Source organism: Nesterenkonia aethiopica, from assembly GCF_039534665.1.
GTDB classification, from domain to species: domain Bacteria; phylum Actinomycetota; class Actinomycetes; order Actinomycetales; family Micrococcaceae; genus Nesterenkonia; species Nesterenkonia aethiopica.
On the sequence record NZ_BAAAVT010000005.1, the window covers coordinates 143,244 to 160,834 of the forward strand.

Annotated in this window: 13 protein-coding genes; 9 read left to right on the plus strand and 4 right to left on the minus strand. The window is 70.4% G+C overall.

Annotated features, from left to right (window positions below; all coding sequences use genetic code 11):
- Entirely contained in the window at positions 1-1,146 is a 1,146-nt protein-coding gene (locus ABD658_RS05020) for a mandelate racemase/muconate lactonizing enzyme family protein (protein WP_344684714.1), read from the minus strand.
- 530 nt (positions 1,147-1,676) lie between these two features.
- On the opposite strand from ABD658_RS05020, the gene ABD658_RS05025 reads away from it, so the two are divergent.
- The 6 genes from ABD658_RS05025 to ABD658_RS05050 all read left to right on the plus strand — a co-directional run bounded on the left by ABD658_RS05025 (position 1,677) and on the right by ABD658_RS05050 (position 9,232).
- Positions 1,677-2,609, plus strand: coding sequence for a carbohydrate ABC transporter permease (locus tag ABD658_RS05025; protein WP_344684716.1), 933 nt, complete (start codon positions 1,677-1,679; stop codon positions 2,607-2,609).
- Between the two features lie 31 nt (positions 2,610-2,640).
- Entirely contained in the window at positions 2,641-3,573 is a 933-nt protein-coding gene (locus ABD658_RS05030) for a carbohydrate ABC transporter permease (protein WP_344744025.1), read from the plus strand.
- A gap of 168 nt (positions 3,574-3,741) precedes the next feature.
- A complete protein-coding gene (locus ABD658_RS05035; protein WP_344744005.1) occupies positions 3,742-5,175 on the plus strand; it encodes a Gfo/Idh/MocA family protein in 1,434 nt (477 codons plus the stop codon).
- A 34-nt stretch (positions 5,176-5,209) separates the two neighbouring features.
- Positions 5,210-6,127, plus strand: a complete 918-nt coding sequence (locus ABD658_RS05040) for an NAD-dependent epimerase/dehydratase family protein (RefSeq protein WP_344684720.1) — start codon at positions 5,210-5,212, stop codon at positions 6,125-6,127.
- Between the two features lie 226 nt (positions 6,128-6,353).
- Positions 6,354-8,612: an efflux RND transporter permease subunit gene (locus tag ABD658_RS05045; RefSeq protein WP_344684722.1), complete on the plus strand. Its 2,259-nt coding sequence runs from the start codon at positions 6,354-6,356 to the stop codon at positions 8,610-8,612.
- Entirely contained in the window at positions 8,612-9,232 is a 621-nt protein-coding gene (locus ABD658_RS05050) for a TetR/AcrR family transcriptional regulator (protein WP_344684724.1), read from the plus strand. Before ABD658_RS05045 ends, ABD658_RS05050 begins: the two co-directional genes overlap by 1 nt.
- Positions 9,233-9,302: 70 nt before the next feature.
- On the opposite strand, the gene ABD658_RS05055 is transcribed toward ABD658_RS05050, so the two are convergent.
- Positions 9,303-9,731: a universal stress protein gene (locus ABD658_RS05055; RefSeq protein WP_344684726.1), complete on the minus strand. Its 429-nt coding sequence runs from the start codon at positions 9,729-9,731 to the stop codon at positions 9,303-9,305.
- Positions 9,732-9,937: 206 nt separating this feature from the next.
- On the opposite strand from ABD658_RS05055, the gene ABD658_RS05060 reads away from it, so the two are divergent.
- From ABD658_RS05060 to ABD658_RS05070, 3 genes are all read left to right on the plus strand, one after another.
- Positions 9,938-12,259, plus strand: coding sequence for a glycosyl hydrolase family 95 catalytic domain-containing protein (locus ABD658_RS05060; RefSeq protein WP_344684728.1), 2,322 nt, complete (start codon positions 9,938-9,940; stop codon positions 12,257-12,259).
- Positions 12,260-12,315: 56 nt separating this feature from the next.
- Positions 12,316-13,323 carry a LacI family DNA-binding transcriptional regulator gene (locus tag ABD658_RS05065; RefSeq protein WP_344684730.1) on the plus strand — a complete coding sequence of 336 codons (1,008 nt, stop codon included), beginning with the start codon at positions 12,316-12,318 and terminating at the stop codon, positions 13,321-13,323.
- An 87-nt stretch (positions 13,324-13,410) separates the two neighbouring features.
- Entirely contained in the window at positions 13,411-14,199 is a 789-nt protein-coding gene (locus tag ABD658_RS05070; protein ID WP_344684732.1) for a hypothetical protein, read from the plus strand.
- Positions 14,200-14,203: 4 nt separating this feature from the next.
- Here the strand turns inward: ABD658_RS05070 and ABD658_RS05075 are convergent, their stop codons facing one another.
- A complete protein-coding gene (locus ABD658_RS05075; protein WP_344684734.1) occupies positions 14,204-15,346 on the minus strand; it encodes a M24 family metallopeptidase in 1,143 nt (380 codons plus the stop codon).
- Positions 15,347-15,438: 92 nt separating this feature from the next.
- The gene (locus tag ABD658_RS05080) at positions 15,439-17,538 is read right to left on the minus strand and encodes a DUF6807 family protein (RefSeq protein ID WP_344684736.1); all 2,100 of its coding nucleotides are present in this window, start codon (positions 17,536-17,538) and stop codon (positions 15,439-15,441) included.
- Positions 17,539-17,591 lie beyond the last annotated feature (53 nt).

Genomic DNA, 17,591 nt, shown 5'->3' on the forward strand with positions numbered 1-17,591 from the left:
CTACGACGCCTCGACCACGGCCCGGCGCATCAGATGATCGGCCAGCACCTGCTCATCCGGGGCGAAGCCCAGTCCGGGATCCTCGCCCAGGGTGATCGTCGGTCCCGCACCGTGCAGGCGATGCAGCCGCTGCGGCCACTGCAGGAACGGAACCTCCACCTGGACGTCCTCGCCCAGAGTGGCGACGAGCTCGGCCGTGGCATGGAGGGCAGGACCGTAGTAGAAGCAGTGCGGGACGACGGCGACGCCGGTCTCCCGCCCGGCGGCGATCACCTCACGCATTCCGGAGACCCCACCGATCTTGCCCACACTCGGCTGGGCGTAGGACACCGCCCCGGCACGCATCTGCTCGACCATGCCGTGGACACCGGAGGCGTTCTCCCCGGCGGAGATTCGGCCGGAAGCGCGGTTGAGCCGGGCCAACGCGTCGGTGTCGTCGGGCGGGAACACCGGCTCCTCCAGCCAGAGCAGATCGGCTTCGGCGAAGTCCTCGAGCGCCTGCGCGGCGCCGGCCTCGTCCCATCGGCAGTTCACATCCGTCATCAGGGCGGCCTCGGGGCCGGCTTGGGCGCGGGCGGCGGCGACCGCGCCGGCGGTGGACTCATGCAGCTTGAAGGCACAATATCCCGCCTGCTGGGCGCGCCCGATGTGGTGTGCGACCTCCACCGGGTCCTCCCCGTAGTGGACCAGGGAGGCGTAGCAGCCGACGGTGTCGCGGGCCCGCGGGTCCAGCAGGCGGCGCAGCGGGACCCCGGCGCGCTGCGCGGCGAGGTCCCAGAGTGCGGTGTCCACCGCGGAGAGCGCGTAGTGGACCGGGCCGGTCCGCCCGAACGCATGGAACGCGTATTCCGCTTCGGAGCGGACGGCCTGCGGATCGGCGGCGCGCCCGAGGAAGAACGGTCCGACGATCTCCTCCAGGGCGGCCCACGTGGCCGGGTTGCTCCGATGTCCGAAGGCCTCGCCCCATCCCACCCGGCCCTCGGAGTCGGTGACCTTCACCATCAGCGCCTCCATGCGGGTGAAGGTCTGGGAGGAGGCGTTGTACTCGTCGATCGACTCTTCGCCGGTGACGCGGCGCGCCGCGGAGAACGGGAGGGCGGTCAGCAGCATCTCGAGGCGGGTGACGGTGGGCTGACTGGGGCTCATGGCTCTCCTGGACGGGGGTTCGGCAGGGGTTCGGCAGGGGTTCGGCGCGGGTCGGACGGAGCTCGGCGGGGGTTCGACACGGGTTCGGCATGGGACGGCGCGGCCTCGGCGTCGTCGGAACGGGTTCGACGAGGCGAGCGGCGGCCGCAGGGTGCGCGGGCCCGCACGCCGCGAGACGACGCCATCTTCGAGCCTAGTGCGGCCTTGTGATGCCGTCCACGGCATTCATGGCATGGATTAATACTGGAAAGGCATCATGCAAATCGATTCAATCCACGTTCCCTGGAAATCCGCGGAAGCGCGCGCCTCCTCGCCAGATGCAACGCCCGCTGTGACCTGATCCGCGCGGTACGGCGCCAGGATGCGGGCTCCGGTGTGCTTGACCTCACAATGTGGCCTCACTTACCGTTGACGGAACGTACCTGGAAAGCGATTTCCCAAAGTGTTGAGGAGGCAGCCATGCTGTCCCAGTCGCAGAGCAGAGACCTCGCCGCGGAGCACCGCCGCCACGCGGGGCGGGAGGTGACGCCATGAGTGTCGTCGCCGAACTCCAGCAGCTCAAGAAGGCCCCGCAGGGGCAGCGCAAGCGGAGGCACAAGGACAACAAGGCAGGGCATCTGTTCCTGCTGCCGTGGACCATCGGTCTGTTCGGCATCACCCTCTTCCCGATGGCCGCCTCGCTGTACCTGGCGTTCACCAACTACAACCTGCTCCAGCCGCCCGAGTGGATCGGCATGGACAACATCACCCGGATGATGGGCGATGATCGCCTGCACAACTCCATCCAGGTGACCTTCACCTACGTGTTCGTCGGCGTGCCCATCCAGCTGGCCGTCTCGTTGGCCATCGCGATGCTGCTGGACCGCGGCATGCGCGGCCTGCCGTTCTACCGCTCGGTGTTCTACCTGCCCTCCATGCTCGGATCCTCGGTGGCCATCGCGGTGCTGTGGCGCCAGATCTTCGGCCACTCGGGCCTGATCAACCAGCTGCTGGGCATGGTCGGCATCGAAGGTCAGGGCTGGGTGTCCAGCCCGGACACCGCACTGGGCACGCTGATCATCCTCCACGTCTGGACCTTCGGCGCCCCGATGGTGATCTTCCTGGCAGGGCTGCGGCAGATCCCGGACATGTACTACGAGGCGGCCTCGATCGACGGTGCGGGAAGGATCAAGCAGTTCTTCACCATCACGATCCCGCTGCTGACCCCGATCATCTTCTTCAACCTCGTGCTGCAGCTGATCGGCGCTTTCCAGAACTTCACCCAGGCGTTCATCGTCTCGGGCGGATCCGGAGGCCCGGCCGACTCCACGCTGTTCTACACGCTCTACCTCTACCAGCAGGGCTTCGGCCGGTTCGACATGGGTTACGCCTCGGCGATGGCCTGGCTGCTGGTCCTGATCATCGCGGCGATCACCGCCATCAACTTCTGGCTCTCCAAGTATTGGGTGCACTACGATGACTGATTCTCCTCAGACCACCACCGGCGCGTCCACGATGAGCCGCGCCGACGTCGCCAAGTCCGACGCCACCGCCGCCCTAGCCGGGGCGAGCTCCATCGCCTCGGAGGACCGGGCCCCGATGAAGTCCGTCTCGCCGGCCCAGCGCGCGGTCAAGGCCACCGTCAAGCACATCGTCATGATCGCCGCCTCGCTGGCGATGATCTACCCGCTGCTGTGGATGCTGGTCTCCTCCCTGCGCCCCAACGAAGCGATCTTCCGCGAGCCGGGCATCCTGCTCACCACGCTGGAGTTCAACAACTACGTGCAGGGCTGGAATGCGCTGAGCCACCCGTTCAGCCACTTCCTGTGGAACTCGGCGATCGTCGTGTTCGCCTCCATCCTGGCCAACCTCATCGCCTGCTCGATGGCGGCCTACGCCTTCGCCCGGTTGGACTTCAAGTTCAAGATCCCGATGTTCGCGGCGATGCTGCTGACCATCATGCTGCCGGTGCACGTGGTGATCATCCCGCAGTACATCCTCTTCTCGAACCTCGGCTGGGTGAACACGTTCCTGCCGCTGATCGTGCCGAAGATCCTCGCCACGGACTCCTTCTTCATCTTCCTGATGGTGCAGTTCATCCGCGGCATCCCGAAGGACCTGGACGAGGCGGCCCGGATCGACGGCGCCGGCCACATCCGGATCTTCTTCCAGGTGATCCTGCCGCTGATGGTCCCGGCCCTGGCGACCACCACGATCTTCACCTTCATGTGGACATGGAACGACTTCTTCAGCCAGCTGATCTTCCTGACCTCACCGGACATGTACACCGTGCCGCTGGCGCTGCGGGCCTTCATCGACTCCACCGGCGAGTCGAACTGGGGCGGCATGTTCGCCATGTCGATCATCTCGATCCTGCCGCTGTTCCTGATCTTCCTGTTCGGTCAGCGGTTCCTCATCAAGGGCATGGCCACCACCGGCATCAAGTGATCCGCCCGACCGTACGACGGTCGTCCGTCGCTGCCTGCGGCGGGCGGCCGTCGTCGGCGTCTGCGGGGTGGATGCCCACGCGGCACATGTGCCATCCACGGAAGGCATGGGCGGATCGCTTCTCATTCCCCGCCGACACGGCAAGACTGCTGGGGAGGACCTCCCCGGATGCACACCACCTGTTCACCGCATGAAGGAGCTGGCTCACCCGTGAGCACTGAGAACGCCCGCACCCGCTACGTGATCATCGGCATGGGCAGCCGGTGCAGGATGTACACCGACGCGATCGCCGGCCCCCACGCCGACGTCGCCGAGCTCGTCGCCCTGGCGGACACGAACCCCGGCCGCGTCGAGTACCACCGCAGCCGCATCCGCGAGGAGCACGGCGCCGACGTCGCCACCTTCGACCCTGCCGCGCTGACCTCCGTCATCCAGGAGCAGCACATCGACCGGGTCATCATCACCAGCCCGGACTTCACCCACGCCGACTACATCGTGGAGTCCCTGCAGGCCGGGGCCGACGTCGTCGTGGAGAAGCCGCTGACGGTGGACGCCGAGTCCAGCGCCCGGATCGCGCGCACCGTGGAGGCCACCGGGCGGGAGGTCATCGTGACCTTCAACTACCGGTACTCCCCACGCAACACCGCGCTGAAGGCCGCGATCCTCGAAGGCCGGATCGGGCAGGTGACCTCCATCGACTTCACCTGGGTGCTGGACACCGTCCACGGTGCGGACTACTTCCGTCGCTGGCACCGGGTCAAGGAGAACTCCGGCGGACTGCTGATCCACAAGGCCAGCCATCACTTCGACCTGGTCAACTGGTGGCTCGCCGACGCCCCGGAGCGCGTCTATGCCTCCGGCGGGCTGAAGTTCTACGGGGCGAAGAACGCCGCCGCCCGCGGCATCGCCCCCGCCGAGCGCGGCACCCGCGAGGGCTCGTCAGCCGACCCCTTCGCCCTGGACCTGCGCACCGACGAGACCCTGCAGAAGCTCTACCTGGACAACGAGCACCACGACGGCTACATCCGTGACCAGGACGTCTTCGGCGAAGGCATCACCATCGAGGACAACCTCGCGCTGATCGTGGACTACACCCGCGGCGCGGTGCTGAACTACTCGCTCAACGCCCACGCCCCCTGGGAGGGGTACCGGGTGGCGGTCAACGGGACCGAGGGTCGGTTGGAGCTCGACGTCGTGGAGCGGGCCGCCGTGCTGCCCGCTTCCGGCGGCTCCCCGGTGGACCCCTCGGTGTCCGACGACGGCCGTTCCGGCGCGGTGCGCTCCAAAGGTGAGTGCCTGGTGCTGCAGCGCCACTGGGGCGAGGCCGAGGAGCTGGAGATCGTCCAGGGTGAAGGGGCCCACGGCGGTGGCGACCGGCTGCTGCTGGCCGACATCTTCAACGGCCCCGGCGAGGACCCGTACGCCCGTCCCGCTGGTCTGGTCGACGGCATCCAGGCGATCGCCGTCGGCGTCTGCGGCAACCGCTCCCTGCAGACTCGCGGCCCGGTGACGGTGGCCGACGTGGAGCTGGGGCTGGCCCCCGCGTCTTCCTCCGGGGCCGATGCCACGGGCGCTCGCGCCGACGCCACCGTCGCGCACTGAGCAGGGACTGAACAGGGGACCGAGGAGGACAGCCATGGCAGAACGGATCATCGTCACCGGCGGCTCCGGACGGCTGGGCCGCAGCGTGGTGGCCGGGTTCGCCGCCACCGAGCACGAGATCATCAGCGTGGACCGCGCGCTGCCCGAGGAGCCAACTGACGGGGTGGCGTATCGCAGCATCGACCTGCTCGACGCCGTGGCCACCGAGGCCTTGTTCGCGGAGCTCGCCCCGACGGCGGTGGTCTCCCTGGCCGCGATCGCGGTGCCGTTCAGCGCGCCGGAGGACGTGATCCTGAAGACCAACGCCGGCATCGCCCACAATGTGACCGCGGCGGCCGTGGCCTCCGGGGCCACGAAGGTCGTGATCGCTTCCAGCCCCTCGATCATGGGATACGGATCCCCTGCCGGCTGGGTGCCGCCGCGGCTGCCCCTGGACGAGGAGGTGCCGCCGCAGCCGTGGCATGCCTACGGGCTGAGCAAGCATGTGGCCGAGCAGGTGGCCGCGATGTTCGCCCAGCAGACCGATGAGGTCACGTTCGTGTCGTTCCGGCCGTGCTACGTCATCGCTCCGGAGGAGTGGGAGGGCGCACCCACTCAGCAGGGGCACACGCTCACCGAACGCCTGGACGACCCGGCGCTGTCCGCCGTCGCGCTGTTCAACTACGTGGACGCCCGGGACGTCACCGACTTCCTGCTGACACTGCTGGCCAAGATTGACCAGGTGGAGAACGGTTCCGTGTTCTTCGTGGGGGCGAAGGATGCGCTCGCGCGCAGGCCCCTGGCCGAGCTCATCCCGGAGCATTTCCCGGATCTGGCGCATCTGGCCGGAGACCTCACCGGGGACGCCCCGGCGTTCTCCATCGAGAAGGCCCGCCGCGTGCTCGGCTGGGAGCCGAAGCGCTCCTGGCGGACGGAGCTGGTCGGTGAGCGGGGCGAGGCCTCCCTGCCGTGAGCACGCGCGTCCCGGCGGTGCGCTGCCGTCACCGATGACCTGCATGAGCGCGGCAGAACAGCACGAGGACAGCACGCCATGCGACGACGGCGGCCCCGGCATCCGGCCGGGGCCGCCGTCGTCGTTCCTCCCGGGTGCATGACATGGAATTCATCGACCGTTGAAAAAGCACCTCATGCCTCGTACCCTAAAATTCATCACACGATGAAATTCAGGAGAGGACGTCATGGCGCGCATCCTGGAGACGCTCCTCGCGGCAGTGATCGGCCGCCCGAAGTCCGCGCTCACCGTCCTGCTGCTGGTGACTTTCGGCTTCGTCGCCGCCGCGTCGCTCAATGACGTCGAGGTCGACATCACCCAGCTCGGGCGCGAGGACTCTGCCACGGTGCAGACCATGGCCCGCGTGCAGCAGGAGTTCGACGACCCCTCCGCCGTCGTGCAGGTCATCGTGGACGCCGGCCCCGGCGGGGACATTCTGACCTCAGAGGGGCTGGCCGCGGTCAGCGAGGTGCAGCGGCACGTGGCCGATGCGCTGGGGGAGGATCTGCGGGAGCCCACCGACGGAGGGCCGAGCCTGCTCTCGCTGCCGGTGCTTCTCGGGCTCGATGAGCGGACTCCGACGGAGGACGACGCCCAGGACGCGAGGGAGCGACTCCGCGCCGTCGCAGCTCAGCCGCAGGCCGCCGCCCTGATCTCGGGGGACTATGACGCCGACGCCGGCAGTGCGCGGGCCACGGTCATCGTCGCGTTCCTCCGGGAGGGCCTCAGCGAGCAGGATCGCACGCAGGCCGCGCTGCGGGTCCAGGAAGCCGTGGCCGAGACTCCAGAACAGCAGATCATCGTCTACAGCCAGGGGCTGTTCGTGGAGGGCATGCTCGACGCTGTCCGCGGCGAGGCGCCCGCGCTGTTCCTGGTGGCACTGTTGGCGGTCCTGGTCCTGCTGGCGGTGACGTTCCGGTCGGCGCTGGTCGTCGGAGTCGGTCTGGTCGGTCTGGCGATGACGGTGGTCTGGACCTTCGGGCTGGCCGGTCTTCTCGGACCTCAGGGGCTGGGCTGGATCGGGCCGCTCTCTCAGTTGGCGATCATCGTCCCCATCCTGCTGGTCGGGCTCGGCATCGACTTCGCGGTGCACCTCATGGCCCGCTTCCGTGAGCTCTCCGCGCAGGGGGCTGCACCCTCCCCGGCCGCCTCCGGGGCGGTCCGCGCGGTCGGCCCTGCCCTGGCCATCGCCGCGGTCACCACCGGAGTGGGATTCGGCGCGACGGCGACCGCGCCACTTCCCCTGCTGGCCACCTTCGGAGTCCAGGTGGCCCTGGGGATCCTGTGCGCCTTCCTGGTGATGATCATCCTGGTCCCCGCGACCCAGGCTCTCTGGGGACGGCGCCTCGCCGCGGCGTCTGCCAGGCGCCGCCGGCGGGACTCGGGCGCCCAGCCCACAGGGCGCGAGAGTGCGCGGCCGTCCTCTGGCGTCCTGACCCGCGCGGCGGTCCGCACCGCTGATCGGAGGCCGCTGGCCGGTCTCGTCGTGGCATTGATGCTCATCGGCATGGCCGTCCTGGCCTCCGTCCGCCTGGACACCCAGTTCGACAGGAGTGACTTCCTCCCTGAGGGGTCCGACATCGAGGCGACCCTGGCGCACCAGGAGGAGCTCTTCGGGTCCCAGATCATCGAGGCGACCTTCGTCCTCATCGACCCGCCGGAAACCCGTGCCGATCTCGGGTCGGCGCTCGACAGGGCCAGCCAGCAGGTGGCCGAGGTCGAGGGTGTGCGGGTCTCGGGCGGAGAGGCGCAGATCATGGCGCGTCAGGCCGCCGAGTCGGACACTCTGCTCTGGCAGATCCGGACCACCGCCGGCGACGGCGGAGCGGAGCAGCTGGCCGAGGACCTGGCTGCCGCGCTGGACCCCGTCACGCAGCAGGGGGCAGAGGTGTCGATCTCCAGCGAGCCGATGGTGGTCGCCGAGATGAACCGGGATCTCGCCGAGTTTCAGGTGAGGTCCATCCTGCTGACGCTGAGCATCGTCACCGTGCTGCTCATGGCCACCTACCGGCTGTGGCGTCGTCGAGCCGTGCTCGGGGTGATCGCCATGATCCCTGCGGTGACGAGCGCAGCAGGGGTGATCGCCATGATGTGGGTGCTGGGCATCGACCTCAACGTGCTCAGCGCGACGCTGACGGCCATGGCGATCGGGATCGGCGTCCCCTACGGCGTCCACGTGGTGAACCGCTTCCTCCAGGAGCTGCCCATGAGCACTCCCGAGGGAGCGGTCTCCTCCACCGTGGGGACCACCGGGGCAGCGCTGACCGGATCCGCCGTCACCACCTTGGGGGCGCTCCTGGTCCTCTCCTGGTCGGCCCTGGTGCCGATCCAGACCCTTGGTAGGCTCGGTGCCGTCGCGATCGTCGTCGCGCTGGTCGCCGGCGTCTTCGTCACTCCGGGGGCGCTCGTGCTGTGGGCCCGCCGAGCGGGCAGAGGGGAGTCCTGATGGTCGCCGACGCCGACCCTGACCCTCAGCCCGGTGAGTCGGCCCGCTACGGCAAGGGGCGCCGTGCCGGCCGGCCCGACACGAAGGGTCAGATCCTCGCGGCCGCCCGTGAGAGCTTCGCCGAGGCCGGCTACGAGAAGGCGTCCCTGCGCGGCATCGCTGCCCGCGCCGGAGTGGACCCCGCCCTGGTGCATCACTATTTCGGCACCAAGGAGAAGCTGTTCGCCGCCGCGGTGGACGTGCCCTTCGAGCCGCAGGGCGTCGCCGCCGCGGTGCAGGAGGCTCCGCTGGAGCTGCGCGGCCGTCGGCTGGTCCACGTCTTCCTCGGCGTCTGGGATGATCCGGTGCGCCGCGCACCGCTGCTGGCCCTGCTGCGCGCCGCCATGTCTCAGGATTCGGCAGCGGCCCTGCTGCGCGGCTTCGGACGGCGCGTCATGGTGGCCCGGATCGCCCAGGGCATGACCGGGGAAGATCGTGAGCTGCGGGCTGAGGCCGCCGTGGCTCAGCTCTTCGGACTGGTGATCGCCCGCCACGTGCTGCGCATCGAGCCGATGGCCTCCGCCTCTGTCGAGGAGCTGGAGGAGCTCGTCGGTCCGGTGATCCAGCAATACTTCGACTGACGACGACGGCGGCCCCGGCGGATGCCGGAGCCGCCGTCGTGGCTGCTGACGCTGGGTCTGACGCTGGGAGTCAGTCCGCGTAGGTGTTGGCGATGTAGACGTCGCAGGTGGCGTTGTGGGAGACCGAGTTGGCCACGCTGCCGAGCACGCGACGCACTCCGCGCATGCGCTGGTTGCCGACGACGATGACGTCGGCGTCGATCTTCTCCGCATAGCTGATCAGGGCGTCGGCCGGCTTGCCGTGCACGGAGCGGGGCAGGATCTCCACGCCCGGGGCCTTGAGCGACTCGGAGACCTTCTCGGCGATGTAGCGGGCGTTGTCGGCGTCTGAGACGACCCACTGGTCCGACCCGCTGTTGACGACCTCGGTGCGGTCGTCGGCGTAGGCCGAGACGACGTGCAGCGGGGCGTTCAGCCTGGTGGCGAGTTCACGGGCCTTCTCCGCGGCCTTGCGGGCCGTGGGGCTTCCGTCGACGCCGACGATGATCGGACCTGACATGGTGCGCTCCTTCAGGGGCTCAGAGATGTGACGTGTTCAGCCTAATCGAGGATGCCAGCTGGCGGGAGTGGGGTGTGCTGCTTCACTCTGCCTGACGCCGCCCCTTGAAGCCGACGGCGCCGCAGGTGAGGATGGACGCGGTCGGGGTCCGTGTCTGAGAGCCCCGCCGCCCAGTCATCAGCCGCCGTCAGCCGGGAGGAGCCGGAATGCCGTCACCTCGCGCGTTCACCAGCGCCTCCGAGGCAGAGAGCTGGGAGCACGGCATCCCTGTGGGGACCGGTCGTGTGGGGGCCCTGCTGCATGGGGAGCCGACCGAGCACCGCGTGGACCTCACGCATGAGGAGTTCTTCCTCCCCGTGAACCCCCGAGGCCCGGCTCCGGACCTGCGGGACCGACTGCCCGCCCTGCGGCGGACACTGTTGGCGGGCGACGTGGAGGCCGCCGGCGGGCTGCTCGCCGCAGCGGCCGCCGAGCACAGCCCGGACGGCACTCTGATCTGGACCGATCCGTTCGTCCCGGCCGCGCGTCTGGTGATCACCGATCCGGCCGCGGACCCCGTGCCGGGCAGCCGACGGCGTCATGTGGACCTGCACACCGGTGTCGCCGTGATCAGCTGGCAGGACGCCGTGAGGGGGCTTCAGGCCCTGCAGATCCGGCCGGACCACGGGGAGCAGAGCCTCACCCTCGCCTTCAGCTCCGAGCAGTCCTGCGAACTGCAGCTGCGGCTCTCCTCCGGCGCTGAGGGGGTCGCGACCGAGGGGAACCTGGCCCGAGTCCGGGCCGTCGCGCGCCTGGAGGGCGACCGGGCGCGGCTGTGCGTCAGCGCCGATGAGTCGGCCACTGGGGAGGAGACCGCCGAGACCACCGTGGGCCCGCTGAGCGGCGCGGAGCAGGCGAAGAACGGCGTCGTCCTGGCTCCGCTGAGCCTGCTGTCCGGCACGGAGACCGTGCTCCACGTGCACGTAGGGGTCGACGGCGCCCCGGCTCCTGACCCGAGCCTGGCCGCCTCCGCCGCACGGCAGAGCCTCCCGCCGCGTGAGGTTCTCGCCGGTCGCAGCCGGTTCAGCCTCGGAGGGCTGACCCGCGCCCAGGGTCGGTGGCACCAGCTGCCCACCGACGAGCTGCTGGCTGAGGCTCGGGCGGGCGACTCGGCGGCAGAGGACGCGCTCGTGGAGCTCATCTACGCCGCCTCCCGGCACACCATCATCTCCTCCACCGGAGTGCTGCCGCCGAACCTGACCGGCCTGTGGCAGGGCACCTGGACGCCGGCCTGGTCCGGGGACTACACGCTCAACGGCAACGTCACCCTGGGCGCCACCGCCTCGATGATCTCCACCGGCATGCCGGAGCTGCGCCTGAGCCTGCTGCGCCTGATCTCCCGGCACCTTCCGGATTTCCGCGAGAACGCACGCCGGATCTACGGGGCCGAGGGAGTGCTGCTCCCCGCCCGGCTGAGCACCCACGGACACGCCAGCCACTTCTCCCTGGACTTCCCTCATCTGTTCTGGCTCGGCGGCGGGCCCTGGGTGCTGCGGCAGGGATGGGACCTGTTCTCCGCCACCGGCGACACCGGACTGCTGCCGTGGCTGTGGTCCTTCGCCCAGGAGGTCATGCGCTGCTGCGAGACGGCCGTCCATCACCATGACGGCGTCGCCCACCTCGTGCCCAGCTATTCGCCGGAGAACACCCCGCGCGGGGCGGCGAACCCGCTGGCCGTGGACGCCACCTCCGACATCGCCGCGATCCGCGATGCCGCCGTCGTGGCCACGCGGATCGGCCGGCTGATGGGGGACGAGTCGCACGCCGCGGGCTGGGCCCGGCTGCGGGACAGCCTCCCGGCGCCGCGGCTGACCTCCGAGGGTGCTCTCGCCGAGTGGGCGCACCCCGGCTTTCCGGATGAGCCGCACCACCGGCACACCTCTCACCTGTATCCCTTCGGAACCGAGGGCGACGAGGCCTTCGCCACTGAGGAGATGCGGGCTGCGGCCCTGGCCACGGTGCGGCAGCGGCTCGCCCACCGGGAGTCGGGCCCGCCGGAGAGCATGGAGATGGCCTTCGGCCTGTGCGAACTCGGCGTGGTGGCCGCCCGACTCGGTGACGCTGACCTCGCCCTGCGGGTGGTGCGCGCCCTCGCCGGCAACTACTGGCGTCCCAGCATGATGTCCACCCATGACCCCGGATCCATCCTCAATGCCGACGCCTCCGGCGGGTTCCCCGCCGTCGTGTCGGCCATGCTGCTGACCAGCCGGCCGGGGCGGGTGACGCTGCTTCCTGCCCTGCCGAGTCGGTGGGCTGAAGGCTCTGTCACGGGCCTCTGCGGGCACAGCGGGGTCATCATCGACCAGCTCACTTGGGCGCACGGCTGCGCCCGGGCCACGCTGCGCCGCCGTCCCGGGTCCCAGGCGGCCTGGACGATGCCGACGCTGGAGGTCTCCGGGGGCGGCACCTGGCGGCACGACGACGGCGCACCGTGCCGCACCGTGGTGCTCGGCGAGGAGCCGGTGACCCTCGAGCTGCGGCAGGCCTGAAGAGCCCCAGGGCTCGAACCCACGGTCCACCGCCCCGTCCCTCTACGATGGAGACCATGCTGGAGCCCAAGGCCACCATCGTCGCGATCGCGCATCAGCTCGGCCTGTCCAAGACCACAGTGTCGGATGCGTTGAACGGCACCGGACGGGTCTCGCCGGCCACGGTGGCTCGGGTGCGGGACGCCGCTGAGGAGGCCGGATACGTGGTCAACCGGGCCGCGCGTGCGCTGCGGCAGAAGCGAGCGGGGGCCGTGGGCATCCACCTGCCCGCCGGCTCGCGAGAGCTCGACTTCTACATGCAGTTCACCTTCGGCGTCAGCGACGTCGTCGGCGAGGCTGACCTCGATCTCAGTCTGCTGCACCGTGGCCGCGGCGAGGAGCGTGGCTTCCACCTCGACGGAGCGCTTGTGCTCGACCCGACGCCCGAGGATCCGGTGCTCGCCGCTCTGCTGAGGGCCCGGGTCCCGGTGGTCACGGTCGGCCGTCACCGCGGAGCTGGCGCGGAGCAGGTGGCCGGCATGATCCGGGCGCGTCATGAGGAGCTGCAGCGCGAGGCGCTGGCCACGCTGCCTCCGCGCGGCCGACGCCGCCCGGTGTTCCTCGGGATCGACGAGGGGCTCCCCGCCTCCTGGGCGCTCGAGGCCCGCGCGGCCTATGAGGCCTGGTGTCAGGAGCATGACGTCGAGCCGTGGGTGGTGGAGGTCTCCCCGGAGCTGCGTATCCCGGAGCTGTCCGACCTGATCGGCTCCGTGGTGAGCGACGGCGCTGATGCGATCGTCTGCTGCGCCCAGGGGTACGCGGCCCAGTCTCAGAGCATCCTGCAGGGCCTCGGGCTCGAGCCCGGCCGGGACGTGGATCTGATCTCCTTAGCCGGTGACGAGCTCCACGAAGTGCGTGAACCACGGATCACCGCTGTCGCGCTGGAGCCGCGGGCCTACGGGACCGCTTCCGCGGACCTGCTGCTGGAGGTCATGGCGCGGCCGCAGGGGAGCGCGCGGATCCGGAACTTCGACGGCGCCCATGTGGTGCCGGCCGAGAGGTCTCCAGGAGAGGGCAGTTGCTAAGGTCCTCCCATGGGTGTCACACCGAACACAGGGTCGGACAGGCCTGAGGGCGACGGGGGCATGAGCCTCCGGGGAGCGGCTGCCGTGGTGACCGTGCTTCCTCTGCTCCTCACCGGATGTATCACGTTGTCCGACCCTGACGAGCATGATCCTGACGCCGGTGAGACGGGCGTCGGGGCCGAGACGGACGCCGGCGCTCCGACGGTGGATGCCCTGCTGGACGTCGAGACGTTGGAGACGCTGGTCCCCTCGGGCCGGGACGTCCCGGACGGCTACACCCTGGAGGAGCCGAACGCCTCCGAGGACGACCCCGGCTGGACCTGGGAGGACTGGCGCAGTCAGATCGCCGGGGATGAGGTCCTCGATGATTGGGAGGCCTCCATTCCGGACGACGCCGACCCCGTGCAGGAGGCGCTGTGCACCGCCTCCATGGCCGAGCACCGCCAGGCGATCCTTGACGCGATCGACGCCCTCGAAGCCTCCGACGCCGCGGATGCGACTGGGAACTCCTGGGTCTGGGAGACCTACCGGGGCGAGGACGGGGAGGTCATCGAGGTCACGCTGGAGGGGTATCCGGCCGTCGTCGGCGGTGACCTCGACGAGGCCTGGCATCAGCGCTCCGTGGACTGCTGGCCCGTGATCAACCACGCCCAGGAGGATCCTTACGCCCGGCACCTGGAGCTGGACGGGCTCCTCGGCGTCGCGACGGGGTCCACGGACGAAGGCACCGAGATCAATGTGACCGCGGACCACGGCCAGCTGTGGGTGAACTACACGGCGCTCTCAGAGCGGCCCGGCGACGTCGATGCTCTCCTGACGACCGTGCAGGAGATCCACTCGCACATCCTGGAACGCCTCGGCGCGCACGCCGACTGAGGCGTCATCGCCGCAGCACGGCCGGCCGTGCCAGCCCGGCGACCTCCACCGTCGGCCAGCGCTCGTCCACGCTGAGCACATCGATCCAGAGCCCGCTGTCGTGTCCCGCGGCCCCGCCGCCGGCGGCGCGCAGCACCACGGTGTCCTCCACCTTCGCGCCCAGGCCGAGCTCCGCGCTCCAACCGGTGGGGTTCCACGCGAACGGCTGGTTCTCCCGGATCAGGTCCGGCACTCCGGGCGCCACGCGAGGATCCCGGCCCTGGTATCCGGCGGCCCCGCCCTGATGATGCTTCGTCCACTCGTCGGCGGGGAACCCATGCCGCACATAGGACTCCTGCAGCGTCTCCAGCACCGACTCCAGACGGGCTCCGGGGCGCAGCGCGGCGAACACGTCGGCCTCCACGCCGAGGATCCGCGCATCCAGGTCGTCCTCCCCGGCGACGGCGCCCCCGAAGTCCACCCAACGGGTCACGTCGGCGATCAGCCCCTGACGGCGCGCGCACACCACCGCCATGGCGCGGCGGCCCAGCGGCGCATCGGTGGGCAGCGGGTGGCGGTGGGCCGCTCGGGACTCACCGTTGACCAGCAGCACCACCGGGTCGGCGCCGGCGGCGATGATCCGCGGCGCCAGGGCGGCGGCCAGCTGCCGCTCGGTGGTCTCCGGGGTGACCTCGGAGAGCACGTCGGTCAGTGCCTCTGCGGAGGACCGGCACAGCGCCCGGTAGCGCTCCACCTCGACGTCCAGCAGCGAGGCTCTCACCGCTCGGAGCTGCTGGGCCGCCCCCGCCTCCCGGACCAGCGTCCAGCCGGCGGCCTGCGGCAGCCAGCCGACGACGTCGTCCACATCGGCGTGCCACGGCAGCTCGTGCAGGCTCACGGTGCCGGCGTCGAGCAGCGCGGCCAGCGGCGCCAGCTCCTCGTCACGGATGCGGGCGAGCTCATTGGTGAACACCCCCACCGAGACGCCGTCGCCGTGCACCACGGCCCGCAGGATCGGGGCTCCGGCGAGGCTGATGTGCACCCGCGCCCCGGCCAGCAGCCAGGAGATCGCTCCTTCGGTGTCCAGCACGACGGCGTCGGCGCCCACCTCCTCCAGCACTCCGGTCAGCCGTGTGTGCTTGGCGTGGAACTCCTGCTCGGGGGTCATGCTCCTCCTCGTGGTGGGTGGTCAGCGTTGCCTCCGGAGCCGTGGTCACTAAACTTCGCGTAAGTCCTGCAGATCCGACCACAGCTCCGGAGTCATCGGGTGGTGGGGCTGGGTGCGGTGCTCAGCTCCGCGCCCAGGGCCGCGGCCGCCTCCCGGTCCATCAGGCCGTCGACGACGGCGGCGCGCACTCGGCGCGCCACCGGCTCGCCCGGGCGAGCCACCACGGGGGCGTCCCAGGCCAGCGACCTGCCGACTCCGGGATAGCCGGAGTATCGCACGAACCAGGGGTCCTCGTCGGCGGAGGCCAGCACCAGTGTGGCCTCCCCGGCCCCCAGATGGGGGGCGACCTGCGCGGCGTCGAAGCGCCCACTGATCGCCAGCCAGTCGCTGACGCTGCCGTGGACATCCTCCTCCCCGGAGGCCTGCGCGGTGAAGATCTCGGCCTCCCGCAGGGCGGGAAGCCGCCAGAAGAAGCCGCCGTAGCCGCCGCCTGCGCGCCCGTTGGAACCGGGGCTGCCCAGTGAGACCCCCCGGTCCACGGCCGGTGCGAGAGCGAAGCGGAAGTCCAGCACCCAGGACCGTTCGTCGCGGCCGGTCACCGTGACCTCCCGGTCCTCCCGCAGCAGTGTGGCACCGGTGCGGTCGATCCATTCCAGCTGCTGGGCCAGCCGCTGGCTGTGCGCGTCGTCGTCGAGCTGCTGCGCACGGATGACGATCCGGCCGTGGTCGTCGCGCCAGATGTACCGGCCGTCCTCCCGGGTGTAGGTGCGCCCGCCCCAGAAATTGGTGCCGTCCACATCCTGCAGTGCGACGCCGACGCCCAGGTGCCAGGTGTGGTCCAGCGGCTGCTGATCGGAGACCAGCACTCCGCCGCGCGTGCGCACCCGGTCCAGGAAGGGCCGTGGGGAGTCGGTGGGGGAGATGTCGTCGCCGGTGCGCAGCTCTGCCACGGTCTGCGCCTCATCCGCGTCGGCGCCGGGAAGCGCCAGGGAACCGCTCGTGGCGGCGGGGGCCGCCCAGGGTGCCCCCAGCGAGGAGAACGTGGAGGGGGCCTTCACCGCGCGGGCGGCATAGTCCTCGATATGCGGGATCACCGGGTGCCGCTCGGGGCCGGAATCCACCTGCTCCACATGCTCCTCGCCGATCTGTGCCGGATCCTCCGCAGTGCGGACCTCCTCCAGCACGCGCATGAACGCCCCGGACTCGCGCAGCGGGGAGAGCAGCCTCTCGGCCTCCCCGGTGCGCACGTCGATCAGGTTCTCCAGCAGGTTGCTGCGCTCGAACTCCAGCGTTCGCGGCTCGCCGGCATCCCCGGCGTTGAACGGCGCCTCCCGGTTGGGCGTGATCTCCAGCCGGTCTTCGGTGTAGTAGAGCACCGCGTGGCCTTCTGTGCCGTAGATCGTCACCCACGGCGGCCGGTGGTCCTCCGGCGCGCAGAGCGTCAGCGCCGCGGTCACGGGGATTCCCTCGGTGGTGCGCAGCGAGACGGTGGACGTGTCGTCGGCCTCGATGCGGTGGGCGTGCAGCAGCTCGGTGCCCAACTGGGCGACGTCGTCGGCGTCCCGGGCGCCGGCGATGTGCAGGGCGGTGCGCACTGCGTGGGCCAACGGGTTGGTGATGACTCCGTCGACCACCTGGACGCCGTCGAGCACCCGTCGGCCCGCCCAGGGAGCGCGGGCGTAGTAGGCCTCCCGGCGCAGCCACAGCCCGGTGGCTCCGACCGCGCGCAGCTGTCCGATGGCACCCGGGGCGTCGGGGGCGGCCAGCAGCTCCTCCAGCGCAGGCAGCGCATGGGACCCCAGCGACTGGAAGCCCACCTGGATGCGCCGGCCGAGCCGATCGGCGGCGTCCAGCAGCTCTTCATACTGGGCGAAGGTCGCCGTCGGCGGCTTCTCCAGCAGCACGTCGGCGCCCATCTCGAGCGCCTCCAGTGCGAGGTCCCGGTGCGTGTTGATCGGCGTGGAGACGATGACGACGTCGGGGCGGTGCCCGGCCTCGCGCGCCTCGGTGAGCGTGGGGTGCACCGGGATGTCCCCGCGGACCTCTGGGCCGGGGTCGCTGTAGCTGGCGCCGGCGATGAGCCGAGCCTTGCCCGATGCGGCCAGGCGCTGCAGGTTCAGCAGATGCTGGCGGCCGAAGCCGTCCAGGCCGACCAGCAGCACCGACGTCGGGGCGGATCCTTCAGCGGTCATGGCTCTCCTCGGAGTGACTGGCGCATCGAGTGGCCACGAATCCCGGCATCTGC